General features: G+C 37.4%; 22 protein-coding genes. 19 read left to right on the plus strand and 3 right to left on the minus strand.

The features are described 5' to 3' along the window. Positions 1-53: 53 nt before the first annotated feature. Entirely contained in the window at positions 54-200 is a 147-nt protein-coding gene (locus ACQKIM_RS15910; RefSeq protein ID WP_427545586.1) for a hypothetical protein, read from the minus strand. Positions 201-271: 71 nt separating this feature from the next. Between ACQKIM_RS15910 and ACQKIM_RS15915 the strand changes: the two genes are divergently transcribed. The 13 genes from ACQKIM_RS15915 (at position 272) to ACQKIM_RS15975 (ending at position 13,095) form a co-directional block, all read left to right on the plus strand. Further along, the gene (locus ACQKIM_RS15915; RefSeq protein ID WP_427545588.1) at positions 272-970 is read left to right on the plus strand and encodes an aspartate/glutamate racemase family protein; all 699 of its coding nucleotides are present in this window, start codon (positions 272-274) and stop codon (positions 968-970) included. 2 nt (positions 971-972) lie between these two features. Further along, on the plus strand, positions 973-2,025 hold the full coding sequence (locus tag ACQKIM_RS15920; RefSeq protein WP_427545590.1) for a P1 family peptidase: 1,053 nt from the start codon (positions 973-975) through the stop codon (positions 2,023-2,025). Between the two features lie 281 nt (positions 2,026-2,306). Next, positions 2,307-3,050 (plus strand): M15 family metallopeptidase, encoded by a 744-nt coding sequence (locus ACQKIM_RS15925; protein ID WP_427545592.1) that lies wholly within the window; start codon positions 2,307-2,309, stop codon positions 3,048-3,050. Further along, a complete protein-coding gene (locus ACQKIM_RS15930; protein ID WP_427545594.1) occupies positions 3,047-3,841 on the plus strand; it encodes a M55 family metallopeptidase in 795 nt (264 codons plus the stop codon). The genes ACQKIM_RS15925 and ACQKIM_RS15930 overlap by 4 nt, the downstream gene beginning before the upstream one ends. Positions 3,842-4,112: 271 nt before the next feature. After that, positions 4,113-5,936 (plus strand): peptide ABC transporter substrate-binding protein, encoded by a 1,824-nt coding sequence (locus tag ACQKIM_RS15935; RefSeq protein ID WP_427545648.1) that lies wholly within the window; start codon positions 4,113-4,115, stop codon positions 5,934-5,936. Positions 5,937-6,027: 91 nt separating this feature from the next. Continuing rightward, on the plus strand, positions 6,028-6,972 hold the full coding sequence (locus tag ACQKIM_RS15940) for an ABC transporter permease (protein ID WP_427545596.1): 945 nt from the start codon (positions 6,028-6,030) through the stop codon (positions 6,970-6,972). Then, positions 6,972-7,946 (plus strand): ABC transporter permease, encoded by a 975-nt coding sequence (locus ACQKIM_RS15945; RefSeq protein WP_427545598.1) that lies wholly within the window; start codon positions 6,972-6,974, stop codon positions 7,944-7,946. Before ACQKIM_RS15940 ends, ACQKIM_RS15945 begins: the two co-directional genes overlap by 1 nt. Before the next feature lie 42 nt (positions 7,947-7,988). Then, positions 7,989-9,014 carry an ABC transporter ATP-binding protein gene (locus ACQKIM_RS15950; RefSeq protein ID WP_427545650.1) on the plus strand — a complete coding sequence of 342 codons (1,026 nt, stop codon included), beginning with the start codon at positions 7,989-7,991 and terminating at the stop codon, positions 9,012-9,014. Then, positions 9,004-9,951 (plus strand): ATP-binding cassette domain-containing protein, encoded by a 948-nt coding sequence (locus ACQKIM_RS15955; protein WP_427545600.1) that lies wholly within the window; start codon positions 9,004-9,006, stop codon positions 9,949-9,951. Before ACQKIM_RS15950 ends, ACQKIM_RS15955 begins: the two co-directional genes overlap by 11 nt. Beyond that, positions 9,948-10,880 (plus strand): S66 peptidase family protein, encoded by a 933-nt coding sequence (locus ACQKIM_RS15960; protein ID WP_427545602.1) that lies wholly within the window; start codon positions 9,948-9,950, stop codon positions 10,878-10,880. Before ACQKIM_RS15955 ends, ACQKIM_RS15960 begins: the two co-directional genes overlap by 4 nt. Positions 10,881-10,889: 9 nt before the next feature. After that, on the plus strand, positions 10,890-11,666 hold the full coding sequence (locus ACQKIM_RS15965; protein ID WP_427545604.1) for a serine hydrolase: 777 nt from the start codon (positions 10,890-10,892) through the stop codon (positions 11,664-11,666). A gap of 4 nt (positions 11,667-11,670) precedes the next feature. Next, complete coding sequence (locus ACQKIM_RS15970; protein WP_427545606.1) at positions 11,671-12,489, plus strand: C40 family peptidase; 819 nt, start codon at positions 11,671-11,673, stop codon at positions 12,487-12,489. A gap of 309 nt (positions 12,490-12,798) precedes the next feature. Next, positions 12,799-13,095, plus strand: a complete 297-nt coding sequence (locus ACQKIM_RS15975; RefSeq protein WP_427545608.1) for a hypothetical protein — start codon at positions 12,799-12,801, stop codon at positions 13,093-13,095. Positions 13,096-13,204: 109 nt separating this feature from the next. Here the strand turns inward: ACQKIM_RS15975 and ACQKIM_RS15980 are convergent, their stop codons facing one another. Continuing rightward, positions 13,205-13,963 (minus strand): glucosaminidase domain-containing protein, encoded by a 759-nt coding sequence (locus ACQKIM_RS15980; protein ID WP_427545610.1) that lies wholly within the window; start codon positions 13,961-13,963, stop codon positions 13,205-13,207. A 355-nt stretch (positions 13,964-14,318) separates the two neighbouring features. Further along, complete coding sequence (locus ACQKIM_RS15985) at positions 14,319-15,713, minus strand: hypothetical protein (protein WP_427545612.1); 1,395 nt, start codon at positions 15,711-15,713, stop codon at positions 14,319-14,321. A gap of 353 nt (positions 15,714-16,066) precedes the next feature. On the opposite strand from ACQKIM_RS15985, the gene ACQKIM_RS15990 reads away from it, so the two are divergent. The 6 genes from ACQKIM_RS15990 to ACQKIM_RS16015 all read left to right on the plus strand — a co-directional run bounded on the left by ACQKIM_RS15990 (position 16,067) and on the right by ACQKIM_RS16015 (position 20,321). Then, positions 16,067-17,020, plus strand: coding sequence for an ABC transporter ATP-binding protein (locus tag ACQKIM_RS15990; RefSeq protein WP_427545614.1), 954 nt, complete (start codon positions 16,067-16,069; stop codon positions 17,018-17,020). Next, entirely contained in the window at positions 17,013-18,536 is a 1,524-nt protein-coding gene (locus ACQKIM_RS15995; RefSeq protein ID WP_427545616.1) for an ABC transporter permease/substrate-binding protein, read from the plus strand. The genes ACQKIM_RS15990 and ACQKIM_RS15995 overlap by 8 nt, the downstream gene beginning before the upstream one ends. Positions 18,537-18,686: 150 nt before the next feature. Then, positions 18,687-19,325: a DUF2975 domain-containing protein gene (locus ACQKIM_RS16000; RefSeq protein ID WP_427545618.1), complete on the plus strand. Its 639-nt coding sequence runs from the start codon at positions 18,687-18,689 to the stop codon at positions 19,323-19,325. Between the two features lie 11 nt (positions 19,326-19,336). Further along, on the plus strand, positions 19,337-19,552 hold the full coding sequence (locus ACQKIM_RS16005) for a helix-turn-helix domain-containing protein (RefSeq protein WP_283871906.1): 216 nt from the start codon (positions 19,337-19,339) through the stop codon (positions 19,550-19,552). A 92-nt stretch (positions 19,553-19,644) separates the two neighbouring features. Continuing rightward, positions 19,645-19,971, plus strand: a complete 327-nt coding sequence (locus ACQKIM_RS16010) for a DMT family transporter (protein WP_427545620.1) — start codon at positions 19,645-19,647, stop codon at positions 19,969-19,971. A gap of 14 nt (positions 19,972-19,985) precedes the next feature. Beyond that, positions 19,986-20,321, plus strand: a complete 336-nt coding sequence (locus ACQKIM_RS16015) for a DMT family transporter (RefSeq protein WP_427545622.1) — start codon at positions 19,986-19,988, stop codon at positions 20,319-20,321. Positions 20,322-20,326 lie beyond the last annotated feature (5 nt).

The raw sequence follows: 20,326 nt of genomic DNA on the forward strand, positions 1-20,326 counted from the left end.
ATATGATTTATCGAAACTTTTTTGCGATTTATCGAGAGCTCCTGACTCAACAATTAACTGGAATATTTCAGGAAAAAACTAATTTTTAAAAATTTTGTGCCGACTGAAAAATATAATCCTACTACTAATAATAGTATGATAAGAATATATGTCCATAATATTGTGTTTGTGTTATCGACAATAGTAGATAACCATTCCATCAGCTTTCCTCCTTTCACAATACCTATTTGTGATTAAATTAATATATAATGATAGAAAAGGAGAGAAGTATATGAATACAATTGGACTGATTGGTGGTATGAGCTGGGAATCTTCTTCGGAGTATTATCGACTACTCAATGAAGAGGTAAAAAGGCAGTTAGGAGGTTTACATTCAGCAAAGTGTATATTGTATAGTGTAGATTTTCAGGAAATTGAACATTTTCAAGCGAGGGGCGAGTGGGACAAGGCTGGTGAGGTGCTTGCGGAAGCCGCTTACTCTTTGGAGAATGCTGGCGCAAGTTTTATTGTTATATGTACCAATACCATGCATAAGGTAATTGATACAATTCAGCAGAGGATTACGATTCCTATTTTACATATAGCCGATGCAACAGCACATAAAATAGTAGAGACGGGTTTACAAAAAATAGCTCTTCTAGGGACAAAGTATACGATGGAGCAGGATTTCTATAAGGCTCAAGTGGAAACCTTCGGAATTACAGTACTTGTTCCACAGGCAGAGGAGCGAGCAGAGGTCAATCGAATCATCTATGATGAATTGTGTTTAGGGGAAATTAAGGATTCTTCAAAAAATTATTATTTACAAGTAATTGATAGCCTTGTGCAGTCAGGTGCGCAAGGAGTAATTCTAGGCTGTACAGAGATAGGATTATTAATCAAGCAGAAAGATGTAGATATTCCTGTTTTTGATACAACGATGATACATGCCCAAGCTGCTGTAAATCAAGCTATTCAAAAGGGGGAATAAAATTGCCTGGTAAAATTCGGGATAGGGGCATATCAATTGGGACGCTGCCCGTTGGCGAAAAAAATTGCATTACAGATGTAGCAGACGTATGTGTGGGGCATATGACAATTGATGAAGCATTAACACAAGATGGCGCATATGCATGTACAGGTGTAACCGCCATTTTACCGCATAAGGGTAATTTATTTCAGCAAAAGATTACAGGAGCAAGCTATGTTTTAAATGGTTTTGGAAAAACAACGGGACTAATACAGGTAAATGAGCTGGGGGTTATTGAAGCACCTATTATGCTTACTAATACATTTGGTGCACCCGCTGTTACACAGGGAACATTGCAATATATGCTTGACATGAATCCTGATATAGGGCAATCAACAGGAACGATTAATATTATCGTGGGCGAATGTAATGATAGTTATTTAAATTCCATACGTGCCTGTTCAGTAACACCGGAGCATGCTATAGAAGCGATTCGCATTGCAACAAATGAGGTTGCACAGGAAGGAGCAATTGGGGCAGGTAAAGGAATGATGTGTTTTGGCTATAAAGGAGGAATTGGCTCCTCTTCTCGCATTGTCAACTATGAGACAATCACCTATACCATAGGCTGTATGGTGCTTAGTAATTTTGGGCAAAGCACAGAATTTTTAGCGCAACGTTATGTTGAGACATTTGTATCTCCTCAATCGACTATACCTCCAACAGATGGCTCCATTATCATTGTACTGGCAACGGATGCCCCACTTAGCAGTCGTCAATTAACTCGTGTTATCAAACGCTGTGGTATTGGACTTGGTCGAACAGGAAGCCATTTTTCCAATGGTAGTGGTGATATTGTTATTGGCTTTACCACTGCACATTGTATTCCTCATATATCAAATCTACTTGTGGAGACACGTACACAGCTTCGCGAGGATCACCCTATTATGAATCAACTATTTACGGCAGCGGCAGAGGCAACAGAGGAAGCCATTTTGAATTCCTTATCACAGGCAATAACTACAGTAGGCAGAGATGGGCATAAAGTAGAAGCCTATCCATTTTTCAAAAAGTAGTAGCTCATAAAAGTTATTGAGTCATGAAAATGGTTCAATAGCTTTTTTTGTTTCATCAATTTTATTTTTTCAGTTATTATTAACCCTAACTACGAATAAACTCCATAAAAAAGTGAAAAAGAATAAATTTTGACTATTAGTGGTCATTTTTGTCGTCCATTGTTTGATGATAAGAAAATAACCATTATTATGTATTTGTTCACTATTTATCTAGTCACCGGCATATAGGTAATAAAACTGAATTATCTGAAAAATATTTAGTTTTTTGCTTGATTGGAGTGATGCATATTAAGAAAAGCGTTTTTCATCCGATTACAGCTAATAACGCTTTATTTCATTCATCGAAAATTGCTGTGGGTGAAAGCTTTGAGCCGCTAATTAAAATCGAAGGACAGCATCCTAGAATTTTTACCAAGCCCATTTACCATCAACAAAAGATACCTAATAGCCTACAGGTGATCTATGTACGTGAAGGTGTCTATGAGCGATTACAAGAAGCGCTTTCGGTATTGCCAAAAATATATAGTTTAGTGTTATATGATGGCTATCGTCCCTTCCAAGTACAGCAGTATTTGTTTACACATTTTGCACAGGAGATTGCACAACGATTTCCGCATTTGTCTGAACAAGAAATTGACAGTGAAACGCGAAGATATGTTGCTTTTCCAAGCCTTGATTGTGCTCATCTTGTTCCCCATTTAACAGGAGGTGCTGTCGATATCACATTGGGGGATATAAATGGTCATGCATTGAATCTTGGCACAGCTTTTGATGAAATCAGTGCAAAATCCGTGACACGTTATTTTGAACAATTTCCAAATGAGAATCACAAAGCCTGCATCTATAGAAGGCTTCTCTATAATTGCATGACTATGGCGGGTTTTACCAACTACTCAGAGGAATGGTGGCATTATGATTACAACAATATTGCTTGGGCTAGGAGAGTTCAAGCACAGTCAGCGATTTACGGAGCAGTGCAGGCAGTTATTCATAATCATTATGTAAAGGAGTTTAATTTTATATGAAGGTTTATATAAGCGCAGATATTGAAGGAATTACGGGGACTACAGTATGGAGTGAAACGGAGCTAAATGCCCCAGATTATCAGTTTTTCCAAAAACAGATGACACTGGAGGTTGAAGCTGCGATTGAGGGAGCAATTGCTGGCGGAGCTACTGAAATATTATTAAAGGATGCACATGATTCAGCTCGAAATTTAGACATTTCAAATCTACCCAGTAATTGCAAGATTATTCGTGGATGGACCTATGACCCAATGTGTATGGTCGCAGGATTAGATAAAACGTTTGATCGAGCCATTTTCATTGGCTATCACAGTAAAGGGGGAAGTGAGCGCAATCCTTTGGCCCATACACTGTGTTTGTTTGCAGATGTCAAAATTAACGGGGAGTATGCCAGCGAATTTCTCATTAATACGTATGCAGCAGCATTACATGGGGTTCCAGTTTCGTTTGTTAGCGGGGATGTTGGGCTAACAGAAGAAATTCAGACCATAAATGAAAACATTGTCACTTTTGCCACGAAAGAAGGAATCGGCAATGCAACGATTAGTGTCAGTCCTAAATTGGCCATTCAGGAAACAAAAAGACTAGTGGAGGAGGCTATGACAGTTCCACGTAATTCCTTACAAGTTTCCTTACCTGAACACTTTAAATTAGAAATTATTTATCGTGACCATACACGCGCATATCGCAATTCCTTTTACCCTAATGCTACATTTAAACCTCATAATACAGTGGAATTTATCACAGATGATTTTTATGAAGTGCTTCGAATTTTACAGTTTCTAACATAAGCAAATTTATAGAGAGGAGAATAAATTCTGGCAATTTGTCGAGCAATTGGACACGCTCTTCAATTAGGCAAGCAACTGTTTTTAAAATAGGGGCAAAAATCAAATAATCCAAGATATCAACAATAAAATAATGTGATTATGATGAAAATTTAGGTGCTATTATGAGCAGTTTTATCGCTCCATTTTAACGGCTTACCTATAACGTGAAGGTGGAGTGAATCTAACTGCTTATTTATGCGAGACGAAAAAGAAACTAAGGGGGATGCCTATGATGAAAAGGTATTGGTGGCTTTTGGTATGTCTTGTCGCATTGCTTTGTGCAGCCTGTAGCGATGATTCTTCAAGTGAAAAAAAATCAGAGTATCGCGTTGTCTATTCAGGGGAAATAAAAACGTTAAATTACTTAAAAACCTCTGAAACCAATGAGTTTGCGGTGGCAGCGAACTTAGTCGATGGATTAATTGAATATGATAAATATGGTGTCGTACAGCCTGGCCTAGCGAAGGAATGGTCTTCCAATGATGATGCCACGGTATGGACATTTAAGCTTCGTGAAGATGCAAAGTGGATTACCCATGATGGGAAGGAATATTCGAATGTTGTTGCCCAAGATTTTGTAGATGGCTTACATTATGTTCTGGACGCAAAGAATGAATCATCAACAGCGTGGATTGCTACGGTTGTTAAAAATGGGGAAGCCTTCTATAACGGTGAGTTAACGGATTTTAAGCAGGTTGGCATAAAGGCAACAGATGAACATACAGTAGAATATACTTTAGAAACACCTACTCCTTATTTTCTTTCTATGTTGAATTATGTTTGTTTCTTCCCAGTAAACGGAAAGTTTATTGAGGAAAAAGGGGATAGCTTTGGAACAACACATGAAAATTTCCTGTATAACGGATCCTATATTTTAGACAAATTTGAACCGCAAAATGAGCGTGTACTTGTAAAAAATGAATTGTATTGGGATAAGGACAATGTGCTTATTGATCGTATACGTTATAAATACAATAAAGAAGCGGCTACGGTTGCACCTGAATTATTTTTACGAGGGGAAATCGACTCGGCTAGTATTCCAACATCCATTATTGATGAATGGTTCAAAGATGAAAAGAAAAAATCACAAGTTCGTCAAACGCAAAATAATTTCTATACGTACTTCTATGCACTAAACTTCAATCCTCAATTTGATGCAGAGTATGAGCCTAACAACTGGAAGGTCGCAGTCAACAACAAGGATTTCCGTAAGTCCTTATTCCATGCTCTTGATCGGGTTTCTGCCATGTTAACTTTAGAACCATATAATCCAAAAGATTTGCTTAGCAATACAATTACACCTAAAAATTTTGTTGATGTAGATGGCCTTGATTATACACAACTAGCACCGTTAGCGGATATTGCTAATCAGGATTCCTTTATAAAAGATCAGGCATTGGCATACAAGGAAAAAGCAATGACTGCACTTGAAGGAAAGGCAACATTCCCTGTAAAAGTGTTAATGCCATATAATGCTGGTAGTCCAGATTGGGCTAACCGTTCTCAAGTGGTGGAACAGCAAATTGAGAAATTATTAGGAACAGACTATATCGATATTATTGTAGAGGCAGGACCATCCACAGGCTTTTTATCGGAAGTTCGTCGCCCTGGTAAATTTGCATTGCTAGAAGCCAACTGGGGACCTGATTATGCTGATCCATCAACGTATACGGACCCATTTACTGTAGATGGAACTTACAATAAACCAGAACTAGCGGAAGGCTATATGGAAGCTAATGGCAAATCAAAATATCAAAACTTAGTGGACGAAGCAAAATCGGCAATCGATACAGCAAAACGATATGAATTGTTTGCGAAGGCTGAGGCTTTCATAATTGATGAGGCATTTGTCATTCCTTATTCAGTAGGAGGAAGCGGCTATGTTGCCTCTAAATTAAATCCTTTCGAGGCTCAATATTCCCCATTTGGAGTGACAGCAGAGAAATTTAAGGGGCAACAGCTTTTAGATAAACCAATGAGCAATGATGAATTTAAAGAAGCGCTAGCAAAGTGGGAGCAGGAACGTGCGAATGCCTTAGCGAAAGCAGCACAGTAGGATCAACGTTGGGTAGTAGTATTAACAAGGAGATTCCGAATAAAAAATATCGGCATCTCCTTTCATCTTTCTGAAAAAGGAGGATAATTCCATGCTGTGGTATATAGTGAAGCGACTCTTACAATCTGTGGTTACTCTTTTTATCATCCTAACAATTGTTTTTTCATTATTACGATTAATGCCAGAGGAAGGCTATTTAGGAGCAGCAGCTGATAAAATGTCGCCTGCGCAACAAGAAATCTATTTAACAAATTTAGGATTACGTGATCCTTTATTGGTGCAACTAGGTAACTTTTACAGTAAATTGTTCCAAGGAGATTTGGGGAAATCTGTTACCTACAGGACAGATGTACCAGTCGTTACAATTATTGCAGATAAAATTATGTATTCCTTGGCTTTCGGTTTAGGGGCTGTTGTGTTATCTCTAATGCTTGGTGTTCCGCTTGGTATTTTAATGGCTCAAATGAAAGGGCGTTGGCTGGATCGATTGGGGACTGGCTATATAGTGATTGTCGTTGCAGTGCCAGCTGCTGTTTACTATTTAGTTATACAAATGTATATTACGGAAATTTTTCATTTGCCAATGCTTTTTGATGTGTATAAGCCCATTACTTGGATTTTACCACTTGCTTCAATGGCATTAGCACCAACTGCCTCCTATGCCATGTGGATGCGACGTTATATGGTGGATGAATTAAACAAGGATTATATTAAGCTAGCACGAGCAAAAGGCATGAAAGAGCGGACATTAATGTTTAAACATGTTTTACGAAATGCCTTTATCCCTATGGCACAATATTTACCTGCAACGATTCTTTTTACAATTACCGGCTCCATTTATATTGAATCTCTGTACTCTATTCCTGGAATGGGTGGCTTACTCGTTGATGCGATACAGCGCCAAGATAACACCATTGTACAGGGCTTAGTCCTTGTTTTTTCTTCACTTGGGATTATTGGATTGATTTTAGGGGATATTGCCATGGCACTTGTTGATCCACGGATTAAATTGGGGAAAGGGGAGAGTGTACGCTAATGGGTATGTATTCAGAGGAAATTAATAATATTTCTCAAAGATCACGTGAAGCATTATTTGAATTTGCAGTAACGGATGAGCGTCAGGCAGAAGAAACAGCCTACTCAAACTATTCCTATTGGCGTTCAACCTGGAAATCCTTTTTAAAAAATCGAATTGCCATCTTTTTGTTAGTCGGCGTGCTAATGATCGTAACCTTCACAATTCTTCAACCGTATCTACCAGCGCAAAAGTCTCCTACTGAAATTTATTTAGATGAACAAACAGGCCTACAGGCACGGAATATTGCTCCAAATACTGAATTTTGGTTTGGGACAAACTCCATTGGACAGGATTTATGGTCTCGTATTTGGGCAGGGACAAGGACCTCTTTATTGATTGGCTGCGCCGTAGCCATAGTAGAAGCTATTATAGGAATAACAATTGGTACACTTTGGGGCTTTTCGCGTAAATTGGAATTGCCAATTACACAACTATACAACATCGTTGATAATATTCCGACAACCATTGTATTGATTTTAATGTCATATATTTTACGACCTAGTGTTTCCACCATTATTATTGCGATGTGTATTACAGGCTGGGTTGAAATGGCAAGGTTTATTCGCAATCAAATTGTCATTTTGCGTGATCGTGAATATAACTTAGCGTCAAAATGTTTAGGGACACCAGATTATCGCATTATTTTAAAAAACCTATTACCTTATCTGATTTCAGTCATAATGCTACGCATGAGTCTGGCAATTCCATTTGCTATTGGTGCTGAGGTTTTTTTAACCTACATTGGATTAGGCCTACCAATTAGTGAGCCGTCTTTAGGGAATTTAATTAATGAAGGACGGGTGCTAATGATGTCTCCAGAATTACGATATCAGCTTATATTTCCGAGTATCGTTTTAAGTGTGATTACAATTGCATTTTATATTATAGGAAATTCATTTGCAGATGCAGCAGACCCCAAAAATCACGTATAAAGGGTGAGGATATTGACACAAGCACTATCTCGTATTTTAACTATGCAAAACCTAGTGATTAAATTTTCGCTTCGTGGCAGGGTGCTAACAGCCATTCGTAATATCTCTCTTGATTTGTACAAAGGTGAAAGTATGGCAATAGTGGGTGAATCGGGCTCGGGAAAATCGGTGCTAATGAAATCAATCATGGGCTTGCTTGATAAAAATGGTTACATCGATCAGGGGCAGATTATCTACAACAACTGGGATTTGACACAATTTAACACTGAGCGGGATTGGGAAGCTATTCGAGGAAAAGAAGTGGCGATGGTGACTCAGGACCCAATGACATCATTAAATCCGCTGAAAACGATTGGCAAGCAAATCGAGGAATGTGTTATTTTACATCAATCTCTAAGGGGGAAAGCGGCATATGTAGAAACCTTGAAATTATTAAAGGATGTTGGCATTCACGATGTGGAAAAACGTTTCAGGCAATATCCACATGAATTTTCTGGTGGAATGCGTCAACGAATAGTCATCGCTATTGCATTAGCTTGTAAACCCAAAATATTAATTTGCGATGAACCGACAACAGCCCTAGACGTTACAATACAAGCGCAAATTTTACAGCTTTTAAAGCATCTCCAACAAAAATATGAGCTAACAACCGTCTACATCACACATGATTTAGGTGTTGTTGCTAAGGTAGCCGATCGAATTGCCGTTATGTATGCAGGAGATATTATCGAAATTGGTAAGACACATGAAATTTTCTTTTATGCTAAGCACCCCTATACATGGGCACTCATTTCCTCATTACCACAACTAGGCTCAAAGGGCGAGCAGCTTTATTCCATTAAGGGCACACCGCCAAATCTGTTCCAAGATATTAAAGGAGATGCCTTTGCACCACGCAATCCATACGCGTTAAAGATTGATTTTGTGGAACGTCCTCCATTTTTTCAAGTAAGTGATACACATTATGCCCGTACATGGCTGTTAGATCCTCTTGCTCCTAAAGTACAACCTCCTGAAGCACTGCAATCATTTTTTGAAGAAGGGAGACGATACGCACATGAGTCATAAGGAGATTCTAGTTGAGGTTAAAAATTTAAAGATAGCTTTTGGTAAGGGTAAGCATAAATTTATGGCAATCAATGATGTTAGCTTTACTATTTTTAAAGGTGAAATATTTGGCTTAGTGGGAGAATCAGGCTCAGGGAAAACTACAATAGGTCGAGCCATGATGCGTATCAATGATGTGACTGAGGGGGAGATCATTTATCGTGGTCGGAACATTCATGGGAAAATTACAAAAAGCTGGGATCGGGAAATTACCCAGAAAATCCAAATGATTTTTCAAGACCCTATGGCATCCCTTAATGAACGGGCAAAAGTTGATTATATTATCTCTGAGGGATTGCTCAATACAAAAAACTATAACAATGATGCGGATCGCCAACAAAAGGTGCGGACTGCACTTTTAAATGTAGGATTATTACCAGAGTTTTCAAGTCGCTTTCCACATGAATTTTCAGGAGGTCAACGTCAGCGTATAGGCATTGCACGAGCTTTGGTAATGGAGCCGGAATTTATTATTGCAGATGAACCCATTTCGGCCTTAGATGTCTCTATTCGTGCACAAGTTTTAAATTTATTAGCAAACCTACAGCAGCAAAAAAATTTAACCTACTTATTTATTGCACATGATTTGTCGGTAGTCCGCTTTATTACGGACAGAACAGCAGTTATTTATAAGGGAAGAATCGTTGAGCTAGCAGAAACTGAGCGGCTGTTTTCTAATCCTATTCATCCCTATACGCGAGCATTGCTATCAGCCGTACCAGAGCCTAATCCCTATAAGGAGCGTAATAAAATCGTAGAAATCTATGATCCAGCACAGCATTGTTATGATAGAAATCCTCCGACGTTTAAGGAGGTAGAAGAAGGGCATTTTGTCTTGGCAAATGAGCAGGAAATGGCAAAATATCAAGCATCTCTACAAATGGAGGTATACAAATGATATTTCCAAAAGCTTTAAAAATAGGGGATACAGTAGGTCTTATTAGTGCTTCAGGGGTCACTCCACCTGACAAATTAAAGCCAGCTATAGAAAGTGTTGAAAAGCTTGGATTAAAGGTTGTTGTTGGAGAAACATGTCAGGCAAGGCACGGTTATTTAGCGGGAACTGATCAACTTCGTGCGTTTGACGTAAATCAAATGTTTAATGATTCAACGATTGATGGTATCTTCTGTATTCGTGGAGGTTATGGGGCTACAAAAATTCTACCACTTTTAGATTTCGATGTAATAAGAGCCAATCCAAAAGTCTTTGCTGGTTATAGCGATGTTACAGCTTTACACATCGCCATTAATCAGAAATGTGGCTTTGTGACCTATCATACGCCGATGCCATCAACGGAATTTATTCAGCAGGGTATGGATGAATATACATGGGACTCTTTTAAACAACTGGTGATGGCAACAACTTGTCATGATTACCTGCTTAAAAACCCACTTGGTCGCAGTATGACAATGCTTGCTGCTGGTCAAGCAACAGGACAGCTAATTGGAGGAAACCTAACACTAGTAACAGCCTCACTTGGCACCCCATATGAAATAGATACAAAGAATAAAATATTATTTTTAGAGGATATTGATGAAACTGAACATCGGGTAGATCGAATGCTCACACAGCTTAAATTAGCGGGCAAGCTTGATGAGGCTGCGGGCATTTTATTAGGAGCTTGGACTAATTGCGGGCCAGATAACCCGAAGCATCCAGAGTATAGTTTATCGTTACAGACTATTTTTCAAGAGATTTTAGTGCCACTAAAAAAGCCCATTATAATGGATTTAACGTGTGGTCACTGTTTACCTACAATGTCTTTACCTCTTGGTAGCACCATCTCCTTTAATACAGAAAACCAACAAATAAGAGTTATTGAGTAGGTATGCTATATGGAACGTGCTATTCAAAGAATGCTAGAAGAAGCTCCATATAACGTACATTTATTTGTCAAAGACCCAAATACAAATCACTATTTCATACAGGAAAAGCTACATTCGGTTTTTTCCAGTGCTAGTTTAATTAAAGTACCTATTTTACTTGGGGTGTTGACCCATTTAGAGCGCTACAATCAAGATGTCCATCAAGAGATTAGAATAGCACCAGAAGAATGGGTTGACTATAGTGTTATCAGTGAACAGCAAATTGAACGAAGTACTATCTATGAGCTATTGGTGTGGATGATTATTACCAGTGATAATGTAGCTACCAATGTCCTGATTGACTTTATCGGAATGGATGTCCTCAACCATTATTTTCGACAAATTGGTCTTCATCAAACGAAATTGCAAAGGAAGATGATGGATTTCGAAAAGTTAGAAAGAGGAATTGACAATCTCACTTCAGCAAATGATATGGCCCATCTTTTTTCACGTATCTACCAACAAGACCTTTTATCTACAAAATTTAGTAAGTTGACAATTGATATCTTAAGTCGCCAGCGTGTCCATGAATCACTAAAACGTTATCTAGTAGATGATGTGAAAATGGCTCATAAAACAGGTGGTCTTGAAACAGTCGATCATGATGTTGGAATTGTTTATAATGGCTCAAATGATTATCTGATAGGTGTTTTTATAACTGAGGTAACAAACAATGAGTATGCAAAGCAGCTTATCGGTCGGATATCAAAAATTGCGTATGAGCATTTTGTGAAGCGAAGGGGGTGATCAAATGAATGCTGTTGTGACAGCAATGATTGCAAATTTACATGCTATACCACAGGAAGAATCCGAACTGGTGGACGAGGTACTTAATGGCATGCCTGTACAGATCATTGCCAACATAGATGCTAATTGGGTACGTGTACAAACAGCCTATCGATATGAGGGGTTTTGCCAGAAAAAATGTTTAATTGCGGACGAGGAAGAAACAAACGCTTGGCTACAAGAAGCCAACCATTACATTATTCAAAACTTCGCAGATATTCTACAATATCCGCGAATTCAAAGTAGCAAAATAATGACGCTCGTAAAAGGTTCAATTGTACGATCTTTATCAATAGAAGTAAACGACCCAGAGTGGGTGGCTATACAAATAGCGTCTGGTGAAATTGGATATGCACGAAGAAAATGGCTTCAACCAAAAGTTGCTAAAAATAAATTACCAGACTCGCAATTCCGAGAAAATGTTGTGCAAACAGCGCTTAGCTATTTAGCTACTCCCTACCGCTGGGGAGGTAAATCACCTTTAGGCATTGATTGTTCAGGGCTTTGTTCAATGGCTTATATGCTAAATGGAGTACTGATTTACCGAGATGCTAAAATTGTTGATGGGTTTCCGATTAAACAAATATCTTTTGAGAACCTGCAAAAGGGCGATCTATTATATTTTCCAGGACATATGGCCTTATATATGGGGGATAGTCTTTATATTCATTCTTCACTTGGTGGGAGTGAGGTAAGTATAAATAGTTTGGATAGCAAACATCCACTTTATCGCAAAGACCTAGCTGTTTCTACACTTACGGCTGCGGGAAGCATATTTATTTAATTATATTTTAATGAATGTGGAGAAGCGAATTGGTGCAATTGTTTATTTCCAATCATTTCGAGAATACCTTTGTTGAGGAAGATGCTTCTGTATAAAAACAGAGTGCATCTTTTTTGTTTTCATAAAACTATGGGGGTAAAATATGCAATCGTCATAGGTGAAAAGGGGATGGAAGACCATGAAATTTCTTACTGGTAAATAGCAGATAAAATCGATGTATATCCCCTATGATTTGTTAATAATAGATAGTTAGAATGGGATTATATTATGCTATAATAAATCAAAAGTAAAAGGATAGGAGGGGATGTATTGGACACTGATTTAAAAGAATTATTACGTTCCGTTTTAAGGGAAGAGTTAGCACCGATTAATCAACGATTAGAGGGCATGGATAAACGATTTGACGGTATTGAGCAGCGCTTAGATAAAATTGAAAGTGATGTACAGGAGCTAAAAGCTGGACAAGCTGAGCTTCAGAAAAACATTGTTGAAAATTTAGGGAATTTCACTGAAAAAATTGCTCATCAAGTAGAGGATAGGACGGGTGCATTAAATAAACGTGTTTTTGAAGTTGAGACAGTGATTCAAAGATTGACGAATCAGTAATTAATTGAAAGATACGATTTGGATTGTTGCTATAAATGTTTGTAAAAGAAGATATTAATATTAAAAATCTCCATGCCACAAAGGGGTTTCCCAAAGTAGCGTGGAGATTTTAATATTGAAAAATATTTAATTCTTGGCCTGCTTCGATTTTATCAGATCGGAGCTGATTCCATTGTTTAAGGGATGTTACTTTCACTTTATGTGCCTCTGCAATATGCGTAAGAGAATCACCGTCTGTTACGGTAATCGTTTTTTTATTTTTTACAGGACTATCGTATTGATTTAGATCATATTTTGCAATGACAGTATTGAGTTTTTCATTGTATTTGGAATCTGTTGCATAAGAACCTGTTAAAAATTTAGTAGCATCTGTATAGGATTTTGTATTGCTTTTAAATACTCCTGCATAGAAATCATTATTCCAGGAGACACCGTTACGCAATAATTTTACATAGTCTTTCATGGATTCTTCATAGGAAGGATATTTGCGAAATTCAGCCATCACAGTTGTCATGTTACCAGAACCATCGTCCTCAGATGTTTCAAGTGTTACCGAGTTATTTTGGTAACGACCTTTCATCCCAAATAAATTGTTATTAGGTGCAGCGCCAAGTCCACTTTGACCATGCTCACTTTCTAAAATGGCTTGTGCAATCATAACAGATGCGTATAAATCATTATCAGCTCCAAGTTTTCGTGCAGTTTCTGCAATAGAGCCAATAAATTCTTCTACGCTTGGACGATCATCCACAACTTCAGGAACTGTGGTTTCATGCGTATTGAACAGCTGCGTTACCATAAAAAACGAAATACAGATAACGATAGTAGCAATCATTAGACCTTTGAAGAAATTTATGACGTATTTCATGGTTTCATTGATGTTGGTGGATTACAACATCTCCCTCCTTTCTATCAAAGTTTAACTATCTCTAATTATTGCAAAGAGTGCAAGAGAAATAAAGAGATGTTTAGTTGCATAGATTCCATCATTAATAGAACGTCATTAACATCAATTAGTTCCTAATTAAGTTTAACTTCTTTCAGCAGAAGTCACCACCTCTATAGGTGGTGAGATGAATGTGAATTTAAGCTACTTTTTAGAGGGTGTCCAAACACCCGCTGAAAGAAGTTAAAGCCTCCGGCGGATGTCACGGAATCGGAAAGGAGTACTTTGTGTAAGCACAAAGCCGATTCCGGACGCAATTATGCCGAGGCATAATTGATCAAAATTGATTGGACATAAACTGTTTGAAGCCCTCGAAATATTGTTCAGAAGCTTCCCAGAGTCTAGCATCCAAATAAGATATATCTAGGCAGCCATAATGGTTAGGAGGTTGATAGTATCGAGAAACATAGGAATGATTGTCAAGTGTATAAAAATAATATGTTTCGTCAGGAGTCATAATTTCAACCCGAGCGTGTATAATGTCACCATCTTCATCTATATACGATTGACGGAAGCTGTAATATTTGGAACCATCCCAGAAACCATCATTTTCCTCATCTAGTGCTTGAATTTCTGGATGCTGCAAAATATCCTTCACATATTGGATTTCAATGTCCCGTAAATAAAGCTCTGCTACATTTACACAGGTCAACAGCAAAATCCAGTGAGCATTCAGATCCGATAAATACTCCTGTGACACTTCTGTAATATCCCTCCACTCGGCTCCTTCGTCTAAGGTTTTTCTCAATAGAGAAATGGATTGATCTTCATCGAGCCAAATAAAATAATGGTACTGTGAAGTCTTTATGTACACACTGTTGTTGCATTTGTCACCATCTGCATCAATATGCTCCCGCTGAACAGTGAAATGCACATCTCGCTCCTCAAAATTAAAAGCTGTCTTATCTTCTATCATAAGAATAGATTGCGTCAGCTTCAGAATATTTTCCAAATCTATGTTGCTATGCGTAAAATATAAATGAGCTGCTTTCTTTCTTTGGTAGATTCCATTTAAATTAGTAAGAGGGGAACGTCCTTCTTTAAGAATTCTGACGAGTGTATCGAATGAAAAACCAATCTCATCGTCATCCTCATCATCGTCATCGTCATCGTCATCCATGTTCAGAAATACCTCTTCGGTTAACACATCCTGAATCTTTACGGGAAGGTCCTGAAAAACACCGTCTCCATGCCAAATGTTTACTAGACACATTAACTGCTTCTGTCCATCTACTTTGATGCGATACTCGTCATCCTGAACTAAAACCGTTGCATTAAGATTGCCTTTCACAATGGTTTCTCCGTGATTATAGGAGCCGCTCAAAATATCCCCAACTGTCAAATGACCGTGTACATAAATTTCTTGACCGCCTACAGCTATATTTTTAGCTGCTAAATTGCCCATCACGGTTAGCCCTATAGCACCATCTGTTTCTGCATTGTAGAGATTGTCTACCGTGAAATTACCATCAATAAAAATGGTGATTGTATTTTCTTGTTCTGGGAAAGGCTTGCCCCAATCCAAATCTAGGAAAGGGAGTGTCAAATCACCCTCATAATAAGCAGCAATCTCATTATCGCTAAAATCCTTGTGAAATTTTGCCCACCAAGAGTCTTCTGGAAATCTTTCAGCTAGTTGGCTGATAGGCATAAATTGAAATCCATTGTTCATACTTCACTACCTTTCGATTTCTATTTTCTTCATCTTCTCATAAGTGGCAATTAACAGTCAATTTCATAGATTGTTAGATACAGGCACAAAATTAAAAAAGAAAATGGTATTATTAACCTTTAAAGCTATTAACTGTTGAAAAGAAACATTTTTAAATAAAGATAAACAGGGGAAGTACAGATAGATTTATAGCTTGGCATAAGCTTAATAAAAAAAGTATAGGAGGGAGAGGTACTCAGGATGAAATGTTAAAGTGGTAAATGTTTGAAAAGGCTTTAGATTGTGAAATATATAGAAGTGAAATAATGTCACTAGTACTACGCTTTCATTAGCAAATTCAAAGGAGATGAAAGATGATAACATTTGACAATGTCTCAAAAAAATATGGCAATGACCATACGGCTGTTAAAGCACTGAACATAGAAATAAAGAAGGGTGAATTTTTTGTTATTATCGGCCCAAGCGGATGTGGCAAAACTACATTATTAAAAATGATTAACCGATTAATTTCTTTAACTGAAGGAACTATCTGGATAAATGGCAAAAGAATAAGTGATTATAATATTCATGAGTTACGCTGGAATATTGGCTATGTATTACAACAAATTGCCCTTTTTCCACATATGACGATAGAAGAAAATATTGCGGTTGTGCCTGAATTAAAAAATTGGGGCAAAACGAAAATCCAAAAGCGAGTTGAAGAATTATTAAAGATGGTTGGGCTTGAGCCTGAAAAATATCGTCAGCGTAAGCCAAAGGAGTTATCTGGCGGTGAACAGCAAAGAGTTGGAGTTATTCGCGCCTTAGCGGCTGACCCTGAAATTATTTTAATGGATGAGCCATTCAGTGCGTTAGATCCAATAAGCCGTACAAAGCTGCAGGACGATTTATTGGATATGCAGCGTTCTATACAAAAAACAATTGTTTTTGTATCCCATGACATGCAGGAGGCACTTAAATTAGGGGATCGGATCTGTGTGATGAAGGATGGTGAAATTGTTCAAATTGGTACACCTCAGGAAATTGTCCAAAACCCTGTAAATAACTTTGTCCAACAGTTTATTGGCTTAAACACTATGTACAAGCCTTTTGATATTCATACAGTCATGCAGTCAATTACTGCGTCCAGTAAGCTAGGTGGTACCATTTTTAGCAATGATTCGTTCGCTACAATTCTTGAAAAGTTAGCACAAGATGACTGTTTAGGTGTTCAAGAGGATGGAAAATTGATTGGTATGGTATCTAGAGCTTCCATGCTGCAGTATTTAGCGAAGGATTCTTTGGAAAGAGGTAATGGAAATGGCTAATTTTTTTGAGATGTTTCTTGAGCGTAAAGGACAGTTAGTGGCAGCATTACTGGAACATATACAAATCTCCTTTATAGCGCTATTTTTTGCCGTGATTATTGCCATTCCACTAGGGATTTATTTAACAAATAAAAGGAAAATAGCAGAAACTATTATTGGGGTAAGTGCGGTCCTTCAAACTATTCCTTCATTAGCTCTACTTGGCTTATTAATACCTCTGTTCGGCATTGGAAAAGTACCTGCCATTATTGCCTTAGTGGTCTATGCTCTTCTTCCAATATTACGAAACACATATACGGGCATTAATGAGGTAGAGACATCTTTAAAAGAAGCAGCGATGGCGATGGGTATGAATACAAGAAAACGGCTATTAAAAGTAGAATTGCCACTTGCCATGCCTGTTATTATGGCAGGGATTCGAACAGCAATGGTTTTAATCGTTGGAACAGCAACATTAGCGGCCTTAATTGGTGCTGGAGGATTAGGGGATATTATTCTCCTCGGTATTGACCGAAATAATACATTTCTTCTACTTTTAGGTGCTATTCCCGCAGCAATTTTAGCACTAGTTTTCGATTTTTTACTAAAAAAATTAGAATTTTTGTCATTTAGAAAAACGATGACAGCCTTAACTATGATTAGTATTTTGGCATTATTCATGATCATTTTACCATTGCTAAACAACACAGAAAAAGAGGAGATTGTGATTGCTGGAAAGCTGGGATCAGAGCCTGAAATACTCATTAATATGTATAAATTGCTTATAGAGCAGGAAACAGACCTGAAGGTACAATTAAAACCTGGTCTTGGAAAGACTTCCTTTGTATTTAATGCACTGAAATCAGGTAGTATTGATATCTATCCAGAGTTTACAGGAACAGCTATTTCAGAATTTTTAAAAGAGGAAGCGATCAATAACAATCAAGAAGATGTCTATAATCAGGCTAAAGAAGGGATGATGAAGCAATTTGAAATGGTGATGTTAAGTCCGATGAAATACAATAATACGTATACATTAGCAGTTTCCAAAGAAATGGCCGAAGCCTACCATTTGCAAAAAATTTCTAATCTTAAGCCGATTCAAGGGTCTATAAAAGCAGGCTTCACATTGGAATTCAATGATCGAGAAGATGGCTATATAGGTATTCAAAAGCGCTATGGCATCACACTTTCGGATATTACAACAATGGAGCCAAAGCTAAGATACCAAGCAATTAAATCTGGGAATATTGATTTATTAGATGCTTATTCAACAGATAGTGAAATACGCCAATACAATTTGCATGTGTTGGCAGATGATAAAGAGCTATTCCCGCCTTATCAAGGAGCACCTCTGCTTAGAAAAGAAACAATTGAAAAATATCCTGACATCGAAAAAGCTTTAAATAAGCTGGCAGATCACATCACTGATGATGAAATGCGCGAAATGAATTATCAGGTCAATGTAGAGGGTGAAAATATTGTAGATGTTGCACGGGACTATTTAATAAAGGCTCAATTACTAAAACACAAATAATCATAAAAGCTAGAAAAGACAGTGTATTTCTTTTCTAGCTTTTATGCATTATTAAGTTAAATAATAATTAATTAATGATAAACATTAAAAAATTATTGAAAAAGATAAAATAGTATGTATACTAAATAATAAGAAAGGGGATGCTTTATCATGGAGCAAACAATCCAAAGTAAGGAATTTCGATTGTTAACTAAAGGATTACGTACAATTTTCACCATTATAATGGTTCTGATGATTTTTGCATTAACAATACTGGGTGTTCTTTTGGTAGCAGTAATTGTAGTGACGGAAAAGGAAGTAAATAATATACTGGTACATGGGCAGATTGCTGCGTCTATTCACTTTGTAGGCTTGGAAATCGTATTATCCAATAAAGTAGCAGATGATATTCAATTTTCCAAATTGAATGTCGTAAAATTACTATTTACTGCTACAATATACATAGTTCTTTTATTATTTATCGTTGTGCAAGTCAGAAATGTCTTAAGTAACTTAAGCAAAGGAATTATTTTTTCAGCAAAAAATAGTAAAAAAATGGAATGGATTGCTTATGCTATAGTTTTTTTAAGCTTAACAGTTGAAACATTCCGCACGTATGTAGCCTATACCATTTTTGAACAATTTAAGTTAGCAGAATTGCTTATCGATACAGGATTAATCAAAGGGGTGGTCTACCAATTTACTGGCGTTAATTGGACCCTTCTACTATGTGGATTAGTCATTTGGACGATTGCCCGTGTGTTCCGTTATGGAGCGTTTTTACAAGATGAATATGATGCAACAGCTTAGGAAGTGAAAAAATGACAATAATTATTCGATTAGATCGAATGCTTGCAGATCGAAAAATGCAGCTAAGTGAGCTAGCAGAAAAAGTAGATGTATCAATTGTCAATCTATCCAATTTAAAAACAGGAAAGGTTCGTGCCGTGCGTTTCTCTACATTAAATGCAATCTGTAAGGCACTGGGGTGTCAGCCAGGAGATATTCTAGAATATGTAGAGGATGAGGAATCATAGAGACCCTAAGAGTAGAATGCTCTTTGGGTCTCTTATTTACGAATAAATAAGGTATAACAGAGAAAACAGTGGGTTAGGAGGGACAATCAAACATGAATACTTTTGGTTTTCTATTTATTGCAATCATCTCAGAGGTTTTTGCCAGCTCAATGTTAAAACAAACAGATGGCTTTAAACGTATACTACCGTCTATCGGTGTTGTAGTTGGATATGGTACAGCTTTTTATTTTCTTTCCCTAACATTGCAATCCTTAGCCATCGGTACTGCATATGCGATATGGGCTGGAGTGGGAACAGCACTAACAGGCATAGTTGGTGTAATCTTTTATAAGGAATTAATGAATCGAAAAAAACTTTATGGAATGTTATTTATTATTATTGGTGTAATTGTTCTTAATCTTGCTGGTGGCGGTCATTAAGGAGGAATAAACAATTGAGAGGTTATCTGTTTTTAACGTTATCGATTATTAGTGAGGTATTTGCGACAACAATGCTTAAGCTTTCAGAGGCATTTACAATTTTAGGTCCATCAATAGCGGTTGCATTCGGATATGGGCTTTCGTTTTTCTCATTATCACTATGCTTGAAAACATTACCACTGAGTCTGGCATATGCGATATGGTCTGGAGTAGGAACCGCGCTTACCGTAATTGTGGGAATCGTTATATGGGGAGATTTATTTAATCTAAACTCAGCTATTGGAATTGTCTTGATTATTGGCGGCGTTATTCTGCTAAATCGTGGAGATCAACAACAAACAACACCATAGTGTCT

Source organism: Lysinibacillus sp. NPDC047702 (assembly GCF_050272555.1).
GTDB lineage: Bacteria > Bacillota > Bacilli > Bacillales_A > Planococcaceae > Lysinibacillus.